The organism is Micromonospora sp. CA-269861 (assembly GCF_050948505.1).
Taxonomy (GTDB): Bacteria; Actinomycetota; Actinomycetes; order Mycobacteriales; family Micromonosporaceae; genus Micromonospora.
In genome coordinates, this window is record NZ_CP192014.1 from 1,747,545 (window position 1) to 1,763,760 (window position 16,216).

Sequence of the window (16,216 nt, forward strand, 5' to 3'; positions counted from 1 at the left end):
CGGGTCCGCGTCGGCTGACGTCCCGGAGGCGGAGCGCCCCGCACGGGTCGGGCGTTGATCGCCCACTCGGAGGGGAACCATTTCCAGCGTGGTGTGCCGCACCCGGACTCGGGGCCGCACCACGTCACCACCGTGGAGGACCACTGTGAGTTCGACGATCCACAACATCAGCATCGACTGTGCCGACACGTACGCCCTCGCCGGCTTCTGGTCGCAGGTCTTCGACTGCCCACGGCAGCCCGACGACTTCCCCGGCGACCCCGAGGCGATGCTCCTGCCGCCGGGTGGCCCGGAGGTGCTGTTCATCGCGGTGCCCGAGGGCAAGACGGTGAAGAACCGGCTGCACCTGGACCTGCAACCCGCTGATCGGACCCGGGAGGAGGAGGTCGAGCGACTGCTCGGCATCGGCGCGACGCTCGTCGCCGACCACGTGAGCCCGACCGGCGGTGGTTGGGTGGTGCTCGCGGACCCGGAGGGCAACGAGTTCTGCGTGCTCGGCAACGCCGCCCAGCGGGCGGCCGCGGCCGCGGCGCGGGCTGCGGCAGCCGCGCTCGCCACGTCGGAGGTCTCCGAACCGGCCTGACCGTCGACGTACGGCACGGGGCCCCGACCACCCTCGGGTGGTCGGGGCCCCTGCTCCGTACGGATCAGGACTGCTGCTCGACCTGGCCCCGGATCGTGGTGAACTCGGCCTTCGCCTGGTCGGCGGACTTGAAGTACATCACCACCATGCCCAGGCTGCCCCGGTCGGCCCAGACGCAGATGCCCAGGGGAACGGTCGCGGCCTTGCCGTCGCCGCAGCGCGCCTCACCGCCGAGCGGGCCGGCGTCGACGGCCGTCATCTCGTCCACCGTCAGCTGCTTGGCCAGCCCGTCCACATAGGCGTCGAGCTCCTTCTTCGGGTCCGCCAGCAGCGCGGACACGCCCGCGATCATGACGAGGTCCTGCTTGGTCGGGTCGCCGTAGAAGGCGCCGACAGTGCTCGTCTGGTTGGCCGCCGCAGACTCCATGCCCTGGACCAACTCGTCGGCGGCCTTCTGCAGCTCCGGGTCGGTGAGCTTCGGCCGGCCGGCGAGAGTGGCCGGCGCGACCACGCGGGTCCTGCTGGCGTCCACCACGGCGCCCACGTCGTCCTTGACGACGAACCAGGTGATCGCCACGCCACCGAGGCAGAGCACCAGCACCACAGCCAACACGATGAGCACGATCTTGCCGACGCTCGACTTCTTCGCCGGGGGCGGGCCGCCGGCCAGGTTCGGGTCGCCGTACGGCAGACCCGGCTGCGCGGATGGGTAACCAGGCTGCGCGGGCGGGTAACCAGGCTGCGCCGGCGGGTAACCAGGCTGCGCGGGCGGGTAACCAGGCTGCGCGGGCGGGTAACCCGGCTGCGCCGGCGGGAAGCCACCGGGCTGCTGCGGCTGTCCCTGCTGCTGTGGCGGCGGCCAACCGCCAGGCTGCTGGCCCGGCTGCTGCGACGGGTCGGGGGAATCGTGCGGCGGGCCGTAGGGATTGGCCGGCGGCTGGGACATCAGTCAGCTCCAAGATGGGGGTGCAAAACGTGTGATCCTAACCCGGTACGGAGCCTCCGGTTGCCCCGCTGGAGGACGGCCCCGGCGATCGCCTGATCACAAACGGTCGCGGTGGCCGGCCCGTCCACCAGGGACGGTCCGACCACCGCGACGGTGGTGTGGTGATCGGTCAGGCCGGCAGGCTCGCCGCCCCGAGCGGCAGGAACCGCCGGCCGGTGACCCGCTCGGAGGTGCCGGTCCGGTCCAGGTACGGCGTGACCCCGCCCAGGTGGAACGGCCAACCGGCGCCCAGGATCATGCACAGGTCGATGTCCTGCGCCTCGGCGACCACACCCTCGTCCAGCATGAGCCGGATCTCCTGCGCGAGCGCGTCGAGCGCGTTCTGGCGTACCTGCTCGGCGGTCAACGGCTGGTCACCCACGACGAGCAGCGCTGCGACCTCCTCGTTGACCTGGTCGTCGACCACGATCGGCCGACCGGAGTCGGCGATCCGCTTGAGGTTCTCGCTGACTCCGAACCGGTCCGGGTACGCGGCGTGCAGGGTGCCGCCCACGTGGTACGCGACGGCCGGCCCGACGAGCTGGAGCAGGGCGAGCGGGCGCATCGGCAGGCCCAGCGGGTCCAGTGCGCTGTTCGCCACGTCCAACGGGGTGCCGGCGTCGACGGCGGCGAAGACGGTGCCCAGGAAGCGGGTGAGCAGCCGGTTCACCACGAACGCCGGAGCGTCCTTGACCAGCACGCTGGACTTCTTGAGCTGCTTACCCACGGCGAACGCGGTCGCCAGGGTGACGTCGTCGGTGCGCTCGCCCCGAACGATCTCCAGCAGCGGCAGCACCGCCACCGGGTTGAAGAAGTGGAAGCCGACCACCCGCTCCGGGTGCTCCAACTCGGCGGCCATCTCGGTGATCGACAGCGAGCTGGTGTTGGTCGCGAGCACCGCCTCCGGAGAGACGATCTTCTCCAGCTCGGCCCAGACCTGCTTCTTGACGCCCAGATCCTCGAAGACCGCCTCGATGACGAAGTCCGCGTCGGCGAAGGCGCTCTTGTCGACAGTGCCGCTGACCAGGCCGTACAGCTTGGCGGCGGTGCCCTTGTCCATCCGGCCCTTGACGACGGCCTTCTCGATCTGGGTGTGCACGTAGCCGACGCCCTTGTCCACCCGGGACTGGTCCAGGTCGGTCAACACCACAGGCACCTGGAGGCGGCGGGCGAACAGCAGCGCCAACTGGCTGGCCATCAGGCCCGCGCCGACGATGCCGACCTTGGTGATCGTGCGGGCCAGGCCCTTGTCCGGCGCGCCGGCCGGGCGCTTGGCCCGCCGCTGCACCAGGTCGAACGCGTACAGGCCGCTGCGCAACTCCTCGGAGAAGACCAGGTCCGCGAGGGCCTCGTCCTCGGCGGCGGTGCCGGCGGCGAAGTCGCCGTCCTTCGCCGTCTCCAGCAGGTCGAGCGCCTTGTACGCGGCCGGCACCGCGCCGTGCAGCCGCTGGTTCAGCGTCTCCCGGGCGAAGTAGAGCACGCCCGCCCACATGTCCTTGTCGACCTCGGGTCGGGTCACGGTGACCTGACCCCGGACCACGTCGGCGGCCCACTCCAGGGACCGCTCCAGGAAGTCCGCAGGCTCCAACAGGATGTCCGCGATGCCCAGCTCGGCTGCCTGCTTCGGCTTGAGCATCTTGTTCTGCATCAGCGGGTTCTGAATGATCACCTGGGTCGCGGCGGGAATGCCGATCAGGTTCGGCAGCAACTGGGTGCCGCCCCAGCCGGGCACCAGGCCGAGGGACACCTCGGGCAGCGCGAGGGCCGCCGCGCCGCCGGAGAGCGTCCGGTAGTGGCAGTGCAGCGCCAGCTCCAGGCCGCCGCCCATCGCCGCGCCGTTGACGAACGCGAACGTGGGGACGCTGCTGTCCTTGAGCCGGGCGAAGACCCGGTGCCCGAGCCGGCCGATCTCCAGCGCCTGCGCGCGGTCGGCGAGCTGCGGAAGGCCCACGATGTCCGCGCCCACACAGAAGATGTACGGCTTGCCGGTGACCGCGATGAACGCCGGGTCGGCGGCGAGCGCGGCGGTGATCGCCTCGTCCAGGCTAGCCAGCCCACCGGGGCCGAAGGTGTTCGGCTTGGTGTGGTCGAAGCCGTTGTCGAGCGTGATCAGGGCGGCGGGGCGGTCCAGCCCCGGCACGTTCACCTGACGCAACAGCGCCCGGGTGACGACCTCGTTCGGTGCGGCGAGCGCGCTCACTTGTTGCCCTCCGTCCAGTGCGGGTTCTCCCAGATGACAGTGCCGCCCATGCCGATGCCGATGCACATCGCGGTGACGCCGTAGCGAACCTCGGGGTGCTCGGCGAACTGGCGGGCCAGCTGGGTCATCAGCCGCACGCCGGAGGAGGCCAGCGGGTGACCGATGGCGATCGCGCCGCCCCACGGGTTGACCCGCGCGTCGTCGTCGGCGATGCCGAAGTGGTCGAGGAAGGCGAGCACCTGCACGGCGAACGCCTCGTTCAGCTCGAACAGGCCGATGTCGTCGATGCTGAGCCCGGCGAGGCGCAGCGCCTTCTCCGTCGACGGGATCGGACCGACGCCCATCACCTCCGGCTCGACGCCGACGAAGCCGAACGACACCAGCCGCATGGCGACCGGGAGGCCCAGCTCGCGGGCGGTAGCCTCGTCGGCCAGCAGACTCGCGGTGGCGCCGTCGTTCAGGCCGGCCGCGTTGCCCGCGGTGACCTTGCCGTGCGGGCGGAACGGGGTCTTCAGGGTGGCCAGCTTCTCCAGCGAGGTGTCCCGCGGGGCCTCGTCCACAGTGGCCAGACCCCAGCCGCCCTCCGCGTCGCGGATCGACATCGGCACCAGGTCGTCCTGGAGCTTGCCGTTGGCGTACGCCTTGGCGGTCTTCTGCTGCGAGGCGAGCGCGAACGCGTCGGTGCGTGCCTTGGTGATGTGCGGGACCAGGTCGTGCAGGTTCTCCGCGGTGGAGCCCATCACCAGCGCGGACGGGTCGACCAGCTTCTCGGCGATGATGCGCGGGTTGGGGTCGACGCCCTCACCCATCGGGTGGCGGCCCATGTGCTCGACACCACCGGCGATGGCGATGTCGTACGCGCCCATCGCGATGCCGCTGGCCACGGTGGTGACCGCGGTCATCGCTCCCGCGCACATCCGGTCGATGGCGAAACCGGGAACGGTCTTGGGCAGCCCGGCCAGCAGGGCGGCGGTGCGGCCGATGGTGAGGCCCTGGTCGCCGATCTGGGTGGTGGCCGCGATGGCGACCTCCTCGACCCGCTCCGGGGGCAGCTGCGGGTTACGACGCAGCAGTTCCCGGATGCAGCGGATCACCAGGTCGTCGGCGCGGGTGTTGGCGTACATGCCACCCGCCTTGCCGAACGGGGTACGGACGCCGTCGACGAAGACGACGTCGCGAACTTCACGGGGCACTTGAGCCTCCTATTCGACCGTGATTCGGTCTTCGCGCCAGGCGGCACGCCGGACCGAACAAGGGTCGCCGACACGGGCACGTTCCCTCGGATGCTACTCGCCAGTAACCAACCACGTCCCCACCCCCCGCTGTGGCCCACCCCACACCGCCCCGCCGTCCCCCGTCCCCACCCCCAAGCCCGCCCGACTTCCGACGATCATGAGGTTGGCGGGGCCGTGGATCTCCTAGAGACCCGTCAACCTCATGATCACCCGGGCTCGTGGGTGGGTGGGTGGGTGGGGGAGGGAGGGGAGGGGGAGGGAGGGGTGGGGGTGGGTTAGGGGGTTGGTTGGGGGGCGAGGGCTTCGGTGAGGTTGGGGGTCAGGAGGCCGATCTGCCACTCGCGGGCGTTGAGGCCGCGCAGGGTCTCCGCCACCGACTCCTCGGTGATCTCCTCCGGCGGGGTCCAGGCCAACCGGCGGACCGAATCCGGCGTGATCAGGTTCTCCGGCGGGAGGGTGTGCTCACCGGCGATGCGGATCACGACCTCGCGGCAGCGGGCCAGCCGACCGGCAGCCACCGGGTCCCGTTCGGCCCACCGGTGCGGCGGGGGCGGGCCCTCCACGGCCGGCGAGACCGGCAGGGAATCCTCCGGCAGCTGCCGGGCGTCGTCGAGCGCGGCGAGCCAGGTGCGGGCCAGCCGACGGACCGACCGGCCACCGAAGCCGGGCAGGGTCAGCAGGGTCTTCTCGTCCTTCGGGTCCAACTCGGCCGCGGCGATGATCGCCGAGTCGGGCAGCACCCGACCGGGAGCGGCGTCCCGCCGGGAAGCGATCTGGTCCCGGGCGTACCACATCGAGCGGACCCGGGCCTGCGCCCGAGCCCCCCGCAGCCGGTGGATGCCCGAGGTGCGCCGCCACGGCTCCGCGCGGACCCGCGGCGGGCGTGCCCCGGTGCGGACCAGCGCGGCGAACTCCTCCGCGGCCCAGGCCGACTTGCCCTGCCGGGTCAACTCCGCGTCGAGCGCGTCGCGCAGGTCGGTGAGCAGCTCCACGTCGAGGGCGGCGTACGTCAGCCACGACTCGGGCAGCGGTCGGCTCGACCAGTCGGCCGCCGAGTGGTGCTTCTCCAGGGTGAACCCGAGGAGTTGCTCGGTGAGCGCGGCCAGCCCGACGCGTTCGAAGCCGGCCAGCCGGGCCGCCAGCTCGGTGTCGAACAGTCGGCGCGGCCGCAACCCCACCTCGGCCAGGCAGGGCAGATCCTGGCTGGCCGCGTGGAGGACCCACTCGGCCTCGCCGATCACCGCGTCCAGTGCGCTGAGGTCGGGCAGGGGCAGCGGGTCGATCAGCGCCGTGCCCGCACCGGCCCGGCGCAATTGCACCAGGTACGCGCGCTGGCTGTAGCGGTAGCCGGAGGCCCGCTCGGCGTCCAGGGCGACCGGGCCGGTGCCCGCTGCGAAGCGGGCCACGACCTCGGCAAGCTCGGCCGGGGCGGCCACCGGATCGGGGGTGCCGTCACGCGGGGCGATCAGCGGAACGGGCCCACCGTCGGCCGGGTCGGCTCCCTCGCCCGCCGGCTGCGGCTGGGCCGACGGCGGGTGCTGGGGTGCGTTTCCCGGAAGTTCTTCGGTGGGCCGACGGCGCAGGGGTGGTTCGTCGGTCACCTGCCAACCCTAGTGCGCGCGGAGATCCGACGGGTGCAGCCGGTCCGGCGTGTGTCGATCAGGTGTCCGCAAAGTGTCCTTCTGAATGCCGAACATCAGGCTGCGCCGGCGGGGCGGCGGTCGGAGAGCGCGGTCACGCCGGGTGGAGGAAGGCCGGCGGTGGAGGCGAGCAGTGCGCACCAGCCGAGCAGATGTGGGGTCAGGTCGTCGTCGATCGGCGTCCAGGAGGCGCGAATCTCGATGTCACCGATGGTCGGTGGCCCGGCAAGATCGCCGAACCGGGTCGACATGGTCTGCGTCACCGTCCCGCCGATCGCCCGGTGGCCGGCGTCCTGGGCGTCCAACGCGTCGGTCAGCCACGTCCAGCCGACACCGGGTAGCAGCGGGTCGGCGGCCAGGTCGACCTCCAGCTCGGCGGTCACGTAGGTGACCAGCCGCAGGGTGCCCTGCCACGCCTCGTGCCCGGCCGGGTTGTGCAGCAGGATCAGCCGGCCGGTCGCCACCTCGTCGTCGTCACGCAGCACGGCGGCGGAGAGCGCGAACGCGTACGGGGCCAGCCGCTGGGGGGCGCCGACCTCCTCCAGGGTGATCTCCGGCCGGGGGGCGGCCGACCGCAGCCCGGCGACCGCGCGGGCGAACGTCTCCGGGAGCGCGATCGGGGGGGCCATGTCGGCAGCCTATGCCGACGCCCGCCCCCCGCTTCGACGGCGCGCCGACGCTCGCCGAGGGGCCCCTGCTCCACGCAGGGCGTAAGGAACGGTGCCCTTCCTCTCACCCCCACCCGGTCGGGGGTGGCGGGCGTGGCACGATTGCGGCGATGACCACGGACACCACGGGCACTGTCGCCCGAGACGGAGATTCCCGCCCCGGCGGACCGGCCGACTCGCCCTTCATTCGGGCCTGCCGATGTCGGCCCGTTCCGCACACCCCGGTCTGGTTCATGCGCCAGGCGGGCCGCTCGCTCCCGGAGTACCGGGAGATCCGGGCGAGCGTGCCGATGCTGGAGTCCTGCCGCCGCCCGGAGCTGGTCACCGAGATCACCCTCCAGCCGGTGCGCCGGCACGGCGTTGACGCGGCCATCCTGTTCAGCGACATCGTGGTGCCCGTCGCCGCGGCCGGGATCGACCTGGACATCGTGCCGGGCACCGGCCCGGTGGTGGCCGAGCCGATCCGTACCGCCGCCGACATCGAGCGGATCCGCCCGATCACCCGCGACGACGTCTCGTACGTGGACGAGGCCGTCCGGCAGTTGGTGGTCGAGCTGGGTGACACCCCGCTCATCGGTTTCGCCGGTGCGCCGTTCACGCTCGCCAGCTACCTGGTCGAGGGCGGGCCGTCGCGTACCCACGCGAAGACCAAGGCCCTGATGTACGGCGATCCCGAGCTGTGGCACGCGCTCTGCGCCCGGCTGGCCGAGGTGACGCTGGCCTTCCTGCGGGTGCAGATCGAGGCCGGCGTGTCCGCCGTGCAGCTGTTCGACTCGTGGGCCGGTGCGCTCTCCGAGGCCGACTACCGCCGTTTCGTGCTGCCGCACTCGACAGCCGTGCTGGGCGGTCTGGCGCACGCAGGGGTGCCCCGGATCCACTTCGGGGTGGGCACCGCCGAGCTGCTCGGCGCGATGGGCGAGGCCGGCGCGGACGTGGTCGGCGTCGACTGGCGTACCCCGCTGGACGTTGCCACTCACCGGATCGGCCCGGACAAGGCGGTGCAGGGCAACCTGGACCCGTCAGTGCTGCTCGCGCCGTGGCCGGTCGTGGAGGCCGAGGTGCGCCGCATCCTGGAGCAGGGCCGGGCCGCCCCCGGGCACGTGTTCAACCTCGGCCACGGCGTGCTGCCGGAGATCGACCCGGAGGTGCTGACCCGGGTGGTCGCGCTGGTGCACGAGCTCTCCAGCCGCCGGGCCGACCAGGGCTGAGAAGGCGATGCGGCAGCCCTGGCGGGTGGCGGTGGTCGGCGGCGGGATCGCCGGGCTGGCCGCCGCGGTCCGCCTGCGCGACCGCGCACCGGCCGGCACCGAGATCACGGTGTACGAGCAGTCCGGCGCGCTGGGCGGGAAGCTGCGTACCGGGGAGCTGGCTGGTCAGCCGGTGGAGTTCGGCGCGGAGTCGTTCCTGATGCGCGACCCGACCGGCGCCGAGAGCGCGGCGGTGGCGTTGGCCCGCCGGCTCGGGCTGGCCGAGAAGATCGTGCACCCCACGGTGGGGCAGGCCGCGCTGGTCGTCGACGGGGGGCTGCGCCCCATTCCGGGCGGCACCCTGGTGGGCGTACCCGGGGATCTGGATCGGGTGACCACTGTCGCCCGCCCGGCCGCGGACGCCGACACCGACGGTGGCCGGCCGCTGGTCGGGCCGGACGCGGACGTCTCGGTGGGTGCGCTGGTCCGGTCCCGCTTCGGGGACGAGGTGGTCGAGCGGCTTGTCGACCCGATGCTGGGCGGCGTGTACGCGGGCCGCGCCGACGATCTCTCCCTGGTCACCACGATGCCGGCGCTTGCCCGCGCGGCCCGGGTGGAGCACACCCTGGTCGGCGCGGTCCGGGCCGCGCAGGCCGCCGCGCCGCGTGCGCCCGGCGCACCGGTCTTCGGCACCCTGGCCGGTGGGCTGAGCACCCTGGTCGAGGCGGCGGTGACGGCCAGCGGCGCGACGGTACGGCGGGACGCCGCCGTGCGTGAGTTGACCCCGACCGCCACGGGTTGGCGGCTCACCGTCGGCCCGACCCGTGACCCTGAGTTGGTGGACGTGGACGCCGTGGTGCTGGCGGTGCCGGCGCGACCGGCGGCGCGGCTGCTCGCCGGCCCCGCCCCGGCGGTGGCTGCGGGCGTCGGCGCGCTGGACTACGCGAGCGTCGCGCTTGTCACCATGGTGTTGCCGCAGCCGCGACTGCCCGAGCTGTCCGGCTTCCTGGTGCCGAGCACCGAGGGCCTGCTGATCAAGGCGGCCACCTTCTTCACCACCAAGTGGGGGCACCTGCGCCGGCCGGACGGGTTGGCCCTGGTGCGCGCCTCGGTGGGCCGGTACGGCGAGGAGGCGCACCTGCAACGCCCGGACGCGGATCTGGCGGCCACCGTGCACCGGGAGCTGTCGGCGGTGCTCGGCATCCCGCTGCCCGCCCCGGTCGACGGGCACGTGCAGCGGTGGGGTGGGGCGCTGCCGCAGTACGCGCCGGGGCACGCCGACCGGCTCGCCGCCGCGCGGACGGCGTTGCGGGCCGCGCACCCCACCCTCGTCCTCGCCGGCGCCGGCTACGACGGTGTCGGCATCCCGGTCTGCGTCCGCTCCGGCGAGACGGCGGCCGAGGAGATCATCACAGCACTGGGAGGATCGGCGAGATGACCGAGCAGACCAACGCGGCCCGGTTGCGGGAGCTGAACGACAGCATCCGCTACACCATGTGGTCGGTGTTCCGGGCCAGTGCCCCGCTGCCGTCGTTGCGGGACAACGTCACCGGCGAGGTCGTGTCCCTCTTCGACGAGCTGGCCGGCAAGGACGTCGTGGTCCGGGGCGTGTACGACGTCTCCGGGCTGCGCGCCGACGCGGACGTGATGATCTGGTGGCACTCTGCGTCCAGCGACGCGCTCCAGGACGCGTACCTGCGGTTCCGCCGTACGACGCTGGGCCGGGCGCTCACCCCGGTGTGGTCGCAGATGGCGCTGCACCGGCCGGCGGAGTTCAACAAGAGCCACATCCCGGCGTTCCTGGCCGGTGAGGAGGCCCGCCCCTACATCTGTGTGTACCCGTTCGTCCGCTCCTACGAGTGGTACCTGCTGCCCGACGCCGAGCGGCGCGAGATGCTGGCCGAGCACGGGAAGATGGCCCGCGGCTACCCGGACGTGCGGGCCAACACGGTCGCCTCGTTCGCGCTCGGCGACTACGAGTGGATGCTCGCCTTCGAGGCCGACGAACTGCACCGGATCGTCGACCTGATGCGGGACCTGCGCGCCTCCGGCGCCCGCCGGCACGTCCGCGAGGAGGTTCCGTTCTACACGGGCCGCCGCCGCTCGGTGGCCGAGATCGTCAACTGCCTGGTCTGACGCCCACCGGCCGGCGCCGCACCCCCGCCCGGGTGCGGCGCCGGACGGGGATCAACTGGTCGTCGTACAGGAGACCAGCGGAACCGGGTTGCTGCCGTTCCACGAGCCGAGGAAACCGAACGTGGTGCTCGCTCCGGCGGCAAGGCTGCCGTTGTGGTTCGCGTTACGTGCGGTGACCAGCGTGCCGTTGGTGCTGACCGTCGCGTTCCACGACGAGGTGACCTGCTGGCCGTTGCCGTAGTTCCAGCTCACCGACCAGCCTCGGGTCGGTGAACCGCCGGCGGTCACCTTCACGTCGGCCTGGAAGCCACCGGACCACTGACCGGTGACCTGGTAGGTCGCCGTGCAGGCCCCGGCCGGCGGCGGGGTGGTCGGCGGGGGCGTGGTCGGCGGGGGCGTGGTCGGCGGGGGCGTGGTGGGCGGCGGGGTCGTCGGCGGGGGCGTGGTGGGCGGGGTGGTCGACCCGCCGCCGAAGTCGACGTCGCTGCACAGGTAGTACGACTGGTCCAGGTGGCTGGCCTGCCAGACGGTGTAGACGATGTGCCGTCCGGTGCGTCCCGACGCGTTGACCGGGATCTGGATCGAGACACCGCCGGTGTCCTGGTTCCACTGCGAGGCAGGGGTGTTGCCGATCTGGCCCGCCAACTCTAGGTTGCCCCAGCCGAGCGGTTGGGTGGCCGCGTTGAAGCCCTGCTTGGTCACGTACACCCGGATGTAGTCGGCGCCGTGACTGGCCTGGTCGAAGAAGCGGAGCCGGAAGTTGTTCGACACCGCTGTGGTCTTCCAGGCGCCGATGGTGTCCAGCGCGTTGTACCGGGGGCTCTGGGTGCGTCCGCCGCTGCAGAGTTGGCCGTCGGGGACGGCGGCCTGGTGGTTGCCCCCCACGCCCTCCCGGAACAGGCCGTTCCAGTTCCACATGGCCGACGGGTCGGCCTGCCAGGCCTGCCAGCACATCGGGTCCTCGGTGGCCATCCGGGGGTTCTGGAAGTCGCCGCCCCAGCGCTGCCAGCAGCCGTAGTTGCGGGAGGCGGGGTCGACGACCGAACCATGCGCCGAGGCGGGCCTGGTCAGCAGGGTGGTCAGAGCGGTCGTCAACAGGAGCGTGGTGGTCGCCACGATGGCGAACAACCAGAGCACGCGTGGTGATCGGGTGGAAGTGGACATGGAGCCCCCGGGGGGATGAGGTCGGACGTCGACACCCGGATCGCCGGGAGTTGCCCACTCCCGTGCCTAATCGCTGGCTCCCGCGATGGCTCTACCCGGCACCATGCCAGCCTGATCGTCAGACGTCAATGGCATCGCGTCGCATCGGCGTGTGCGGGATGCCGTCCTCGATGTACTCGGGGCCGCTGACCGCGAAGCCGTGTCGGGTGTAGAACCCGACCAGGTGCGACTGGGCGTCCAGCACGCTGGCCCGGTTGCCCACCACCTCCAGCGCGGCGGTCATCAGCCGGCCGGCGTGTCCGCCGCCGCGCGCCGCCGGGGCCACCACGACCCGACCGATCCGGGCGGCGCCGTCCGGGTCGGCCAGAATCCGCAGGTACGCCAGCGGAGCGCCGCCGTCGGTGAGCCAGAGGTGCCGGGTGCCCGGCTCGACGTCCCGCCCGTCGAGTTCCGGGTACGGGCAGTTCTGCTCCACCACGAACACGTCGATGCGCAGCTTGAGCAGGTCGTGGAAGGTGCGGGCGTTCAGGTCGGCGAAGGAGGCCGTCCGGATCTCGGTGGTCTGCTGGTGCATCCACCGATGGTAGGTCGGGCGGATTCACGTGGTGTCCGCCCGGTCGGGTGCGAGGTAGGTGGCGGCCACGGCGGTGAGCAGCAGGACGCCACCGATGATCACCGGCAGGGGGAGCGGTTCGTGCAGCAGCGCCACCGCCAGTGCCGCGGCGGTGAGCGGTTCGAGCAGGGTCAGCACGGCAGCCACGCTGCCCGAGGTGGTGCGCAGCCCGGCGTAGAACAACGCGTACGCCACCGCCGTGGTGACCACGCCGAGGTGCAGCAGCAGCGCCACGGTGTCCAGGCGTACCGGCACGCCGACCCCGGCGACCAGGGCGAACGGCGCCAGGGTCAGCGCGCCGACCACGGTGGAGATGGTGGTCAGCGTCATCGGCGCGGTGCGTTGCGACACCTGGCGGCTGATCAGGGTGGTCACCGCGTACCCGAGGCCGGAGCCGGCCGCCGCGAGCAGGCCGAGCAGCGGGGCGGGCGCCGCCGCGCCGGGGTGCTCGGTGGCTGTGGTGATCAGGACGAGGCCGGCCACCGCCGCGACAAGCGTGCCGAGCCGCAGCGGGCCGGGGAGCCGGCGGGCGTGCGCCGACTCCCAGGCCGCGGCGAGCACCGGGGCCAGGCCCAGGCTGACGATGGTGGCCACGCTGACGCCGGCCCAGGCCACGGCGGCGAAGTAGAGCGCCTGGTAGAGGCCGAGCCCGACGCCGGTGAGCAGCAGCGGCACGGGTGCGGCGCGCAGAGTGGCGATCATCGCGGGTAGCCGGCCGGCGGTGCACGCCAGCAGCACGAGCGCGGCGATCGCGAGACGGTGGAAGCCGATGCTCACCGGGCTGAGCCCGGTGCCCTCGCGCAGGAGTTGCACCGCCACGCCGGTGGTGCCCCACAGCACGCCGGTGACGGTGATCTGGATCAGGCCGCTGCGGGCGGCGTGGCGGGCGGCCGAGGCGGCCGGCAGCGCGGTACGGGTAGTGGACACGGGGGCGCTCCGAAGGGTGAGCCGTTGACGGGGACGACGTCGACGGAGCGCGTACGACAGGGTGGCCGAGCGGGGTCAGGTCACCCGGTCGGCTGGTGGCGCGGCGCTCCGCTCAGGAGCGCGGCGGGGGCAGGACGCCCAGGAAAGGCCGCATGGCGACGACCGTACCCCAGTCTGGTGGTCCGGTCGGCCGGCGCGGTCAGGCCGGGCGGGCGCCGACGGCGTCGCGGATCTCGGCGCCCACCGCGCCCTCGACGGCGCGGGCGCAGTGCGCGCAGCAGAAGAAACGGCCGTTGACCTCGACGCCGTGCCCGACGATCTTGACCTGGCAGTGCTCGCAGATCGGTGCCATGCGCTGGATCGCGCACTCGAACGAGTCGAAGGTGTGCACGTCGCCGCTGACGGTGTGCACCTCGAACGCCATCCAGTAGTCGTTGCCGCAGACCTCGCAGGTTGCCACCGAAAACCTCCATTAAGTGGACAAGTGCCTACAGAATCCCCCAGGTCGCCCCCGGCGTGGGGCGGAACGTCGACGCCTGTGCAGGTCGGCGGCGTGTCGGCGTCGGCGTGTTGCCCGTTGTGCCTGGTGAACCGCCGCAACCCCCGGAGGATCACCGTGATCAAGCGCAACAGACTCTTCGGCAATCAGACCCGGGTCACCTTCTGTCTGCCCCGCGATGTCCCGCCCGGCCCGGTGAGCGTCGTCGGCTCGTTCAACGGCTGGCAGCCGGGTCGGCACGAGCTGGTGGCCCGCCGCGACGGCACCAGGACGGTGACCGTGAAGCTGCCGCCGGGGGAGTACCGGTTCCGTTACCTCGGCACCGGCGGCGTCTGGTTGGACGACGAGTCGGCCGACCAGGTCGACGACCGGGGCAGCCTGCTCCGACTCTGAGAAGAAAACTGCCACCATCGATGGATTTATCGATGAGAGTCTTTACTGTTAACAATGTTTAAATTACGTTGAGGGCACCTCACCACACCTGGAGAAGGAGCTGCCCCGATGCGTCGAAGAATCACTGTCCCGCTGGTGGCGGCGGGCGCTGTCGCCGCCACCCTCACCGTCGCCGCCCCCGCGCAGGCGCACGGCTACGTCTCCGCCCCACCGAGCCGGCAGGCGCTCTGCGCGCAGGGCCGGGTGCCCGACTGCGGGCAGATCAAGTACGAGCCGCAGAGCGTCGAAGGGCCCAAGGGCCTGCGCAGTTGCAATGCCGGAATCGCCCAGTTCGCCGTCCTCAACGACGACAGCCGGGGCTGGCCGGCCACCTCGGTGGGCAGCTCGCTGACCTTCACCTGGGTCAACACCGCCCGGCACGCCACCAGCAACTGGGAGTACTGGATCGGCAACACCCGGGTCGGCGTGGTCAACGGCAACGGCCAGCAGCCGGGCGCCACCGTCTCGCACAACGTCAACCTCGGCGGCTTCTCCGGCCGGCAGAAGATCCTCGCGGTGTGGAACATCTCCGACACGGCGAACGCCTTCTACTCCTGCATCGACGTGCAGATCGGCGGCGGCGGGTCGAACCCGACCCCCACCCCCTCACCCACCCCGACCCCACGGCCCACCCCGACCCCCACGCCGACGAACCCGCCGGCGCAGGGCGGCACCTGGGCGACGGGCCGGGCATACCAGGTCGGCGACCAGGTCACCTACGGCGGAGCGACGTACCGCTGCCGGCAGGCGCACACCGCGATCCCGGGCTGGGAGCCGCCGAACGTACCGGCCCTCTGGCTCCAGGTCTGACCGCACGGGTGCGGCCCCCTGGCCGCACCCGTGTCGCCGCCCTCGCGTGAACGGAGCAACCGGCATGCCCCGCCGTACCCCTCTGGCGTCCCTCGTTGCCGCTCTGCTGCTCACCGGAGCCTGCGCCGGACCACAGACGTCGAGCCCGTCGGCCCTGCCGCAGCCGGCCCCCGCGTCCCCGGCCGGCTCGGCGGCGGCCGGGTCCGCGGGTCCCGGGTCCACGGGTCCCGGGTCCGCGGTCGAGGCGGACGCGATGACCGGAATCGACGTGGTGTTCCTGAGCACCATGGTCGGGCACAGCGAACGCACCCTGCAGATCGTCCGGTTGGCCCGGGACCGGCTGCGCGACGAGGCGTTGGCCACCCTGGCCGCCGCCATCGAGGCGACCGAGGCCGATGAGTTGGCCGCCATGCGCGGCTGGTTGCCCACGGCCGGGCCGGGCGCCAGCGCGGTCGCGCACCACCACGACGGGCACGGCGACGACGCCGCGCTCGACCGGATGCGGACCGCGCCGGACGCGGACGTCGACCGGGTGTTGCGCGAGGTGCTCGCCGACCACCAGCGATCGGCCGCCGACCTGGCCCGATCCCACGTCGACGTCGGCCGCAACGAGCGGGTCCGCGACCTGGCCCGCCGGATCGAGCAGTCCCGGACCGCCGAGGTCGAGCTGCTCAGGGGTACGCCCTGAGCGCTGTTACGCGTTTACCCGGGTCAGCGGGGTTCCAGCTTGATGGAGACCGAGTTGACGCAGTGCCGGGTGTCCTTCGGGGTGAAGCCCTCGCCGTGGAAGACGTGCCCGAGGTGACTGTCGCAGCGGGCGCAGCGGATCTCCGTACGGGCCATGCCGAGGGTGCGGTCCTCGATTTCCTTGACCCGGCCCGGGATGGCGTCGTCGAAGCTCGGCCAGCCGCAGTGCGAGTCGAACTTGGTGTCGCTGGAGAACAGCTCCAGCCCGCAGGCGCGGCAGTGGTAGACCCCCTGGGTCTTCGTGTCCACGTACTCGCCAGTCCACGGGCGTTCGGTGCCGGCCTCCCGCAGGACGTGGAACTCCTCGGGGGTCAGTCGGACCCGCCACTCGTCGTCGGTACGGGGCAGCTCGTTGTCGTCAAGACTCACCCGTCAACGGTACGTCGAACG

General features: G+C 72.4%; 17 protein-coding genes. 7 read left to right on the forward strand and 10 right to left on the reverse strand.

The features are described from left to right. Nucleotides 1-145 precede the first annotated feature (145 nt). A complete protein-coding gene (locus tag ACQP0U_RS08030; RefSeq protein WP_433317121.1) occupies nt 146-583 on the forward strand; it encodes a VOC family protein in 438 nt (145 codons plus the stop codon). Between the two features lie 64 nt (nt 584-647). Here ACQP0U_RS08030 and ACQP0U_RS08035 read toward each other — a convergent pair whose 3' ends face one another. The 5 genes from ACQP0U_RS08035 to ACQP0U_RS08055 form a co-directional block, all read right to left on the reverse strand. Then, a complete protein-coding gene (locus ACQP0U_RS08035; RefSeq protein ID WP_433317123.1) occupies nt 648-1,529 on the reverse strand; it encodes a hypothetical protein in 882 nt (293 codons plus the stop codon). A 169-nt stretch (nt 1,530-1,698) separates the two neighbouring features. Continuing rightward, nucleotides 1,699-3,768 carry a 3-hydroxyacyl-CoA dehydrogenase NAD-binding domain-containing protein gene (locus ACQP0U_RS08040; RefSeq protein WP_433317125.1) on the reverse strand — a complete coding sequence of 690 codons (2,070 nt, stop codon included), beginning with the start codon at nt 3,766-3,768 and terminating at the stop codon, nt 1,699-1,701. Then, nucleotides 3,765-4,961, reverse strand: coding sequence for a thiolase family protein (locus ACQP0U_RS08045; RefSeq protein WP_433317127.1), 1,197 nt, complete (start codon nt 4,959-4,961; stop codon nt 3,765-3,767). The genes ACQP0U_RS08040 and ACQP0U_RS08045 overlap by 4 nt, the downstream gene beginning before the upstream one ends. A gap of 317 nt (nt 4,962-5,278) precedes the next feature. Next, the gene (locus ACQP0U_RS08050) at nt 5,279-6,604 is read right to left on the reverse strand and encodes a ribonuclease D (RefSeq protein WP_433317129.1); all 1,326 of its coding nucleotides are present in this window, start codon (nt 6,602-6,604) and stop codon (nt 5,279-5,281) included. A gap of 95 nt (nt 6,605-6,699) precedes the next feature. Next, nucleotides 6,700-7,272, reverse strand: coding sequence for a DUF3000 domain-containing protein (locus ACQP0U_RS08055; RefSeq protein ID WP_433317131.1), 573 nt, complete (start codon nt 7,270-7,272; stop codon nt 6,700-6,702). A gap of 149 nt (nt 7,273-7,421) precedes the next feature. Here ACQP0U_RS08055 and hemE point away from each other — a divergent pair, with 149 nt between their 5' ends. The 3 genes from hemE to hemQ are packed head-to-tail and all read left to right on the forward strand — an operon-like array spanning nt 7,422 to nt 10,634. Next, nucleotides 7,422-8,519, forward strand: coding sequence for a uroporphyrinogen decarboxylase (gene hemE / locus ACQP0U_RS08060; RefSeq protein ID WP_433317133.1), 1,098 nt, complete (start codon nt 7,422-7,424; stop codon nt 8,517-8,519). A 7-nt stretch (nt 8,520-8,526) separates the two neighbouring features. Beyond that, nucleotides 8,527-9,936, forward strand: a complete 1,410-nt coding sequence (gene hemG, locus ACQP0U_RS08065) for a protoporphyrinogen oxidase (protein WP_433317134.1) — start codon at nt 8,527-8,529, stop codon at nt 9,934-9,936. Next, the gene (gene hemQ / locus ACQP0U_RS08070; RefSeq protein WP_433317136.1) at nt 9,933-10,634 is read left to right on the forward strand and encodes a hydrogen peroxide-dependent heme synthase; all 702 of its coding nucleotides are present in this window, start codon (nt 9,933-9,935) and stop codon (nt 10,632-10,634) included. Before hemG ends, hemQ begins: the two co-directional genes overlap by 4 nt. A 51-nt stretch (nt 10,635-10,685) precedes the next feature. Here the strand turns inward: hemQ and ACQP0U_RS08075 are convergent, their stop codons facing one another. The 4 genes from ACQP0U_RS08075 to ACQP0U_RS08090 all read right to left on the reverse strand — a co-directional run bounded on the left by ACQP0U_RS08075 (nt 10,686) and on the right by ACQP0U_RS08090 (nt 13,798). Beyond that, a complete protein-coding gene (locus ACQP0U_RS08075; protein WP_433317139.1) occupies nt 10,686-11,798 on the reverse strand; it encodes a lytic polysaccharide monooxygenase auxiliary activity family 9 protein in 1,113 nt (370 codons plus the stop codon). A 118-nt stretch (nt 11,799-11,916) separates the two neighbouring features. After that, a complete protein-coding gene (locus ACQP0U_RS08080; protein WP_433317140.1) occupies nt 11,917-12,372 on the reverse strand; it encodes a GNAT family N-acetyltransferase in 456 nt (151 codons plus the stop codon). A 24-nt stretch (nt 12,373-12,396) separates the two neighbouring features. After that, nucleotides 12,397-13,338: a DMT family transporter gene (locus ACQP0U_RS08085; RefSeq protein ID WP_433317142.1), complete on the reverse strand. Its 942-nt coding sequence runs from the start codon at nt 13,336-13,338 to the stop codon at nt 12,397-12,399. 199 nt (nt 13,339-13,537) lie between these two features. Then, nucleotides 13,538-13,798: a Prokaryotic metallothionein gene (locus ACQP0U_RS08090; protein ID WP_091400670.1), complete on the reverse strand. Its 261-nt coding sequence runs from the start codon at nt 13,796-13,798 to the stop codon at nt 13,538-13,540. Nucleotides 13,799-13,954: 156 nt separating this feature from the next. On the opposite strand from ACQP0U_RS08090, the gene ACQP0U_RS08095 reads away from it, so the two are divergent. From ACQP0U_RS08095 to ACQP0U_RS08105, 3 genes are all read left to right on the forward strand, one after another. Further along, nucleotides 13,955-14,230: an isoamylase early set domain-containing protein gene (locus tag ACQP0U_RS08095; RefSeq protein ID WP_238683331.1), complete on the forward strand. Its 276-nt coding sequence runs from the start codon at nt 13,955-13,957 to the stop codon at nt 14,228-14,230. Between the two features lie 108 nt (nt 14,231-14,338). Beyond that, nucleotides 14,339-15,079 carry a lytic polysaccharide monooxygenase gene (locus ACQP0U_RS08100; protein ID WP_433317145.1) on the forward strand — a complete coding sequence of 247 codons (741 nt, stop codon included), beginning with the start codon at nt 14,339-14,341 and terminating at the stop codon, nt 15,077-15,079. Nucleotides 15,080-15,143: 64 nt separating this feature from the next. Beyond that, on the forward strand, nt 15,144-15,767 hold the full coding sequence (locus ACQP0U_RS08105) for a DUF305 domain-containing protein (protein WP_433317147.1): 624 nt from the start codon (nt 15,144-15,146) through the stop codon (nt 15,765-15,767). A 23-nt stretch (nt 15,768-15,790) separates the two neighbouring features. Here ACQP0U_RS08105 and msrB read toward each other — a convergent pair whose 3' ends face one another. After that, nucleotides 15,791-16,195, reverse strand: a complete 405-nt coding sequence (msrB, locus tag ACQP0U_RS08110) for a peptide-methionine (R)-S-oxide reductase MsrB (protein ID WP_088946842.1) — start codon at nt 16,193-16,195, stop codon at nt 15,791-15,793. Nucleotides 16,196-16,216: the final 21 nt, after the last annotated feature.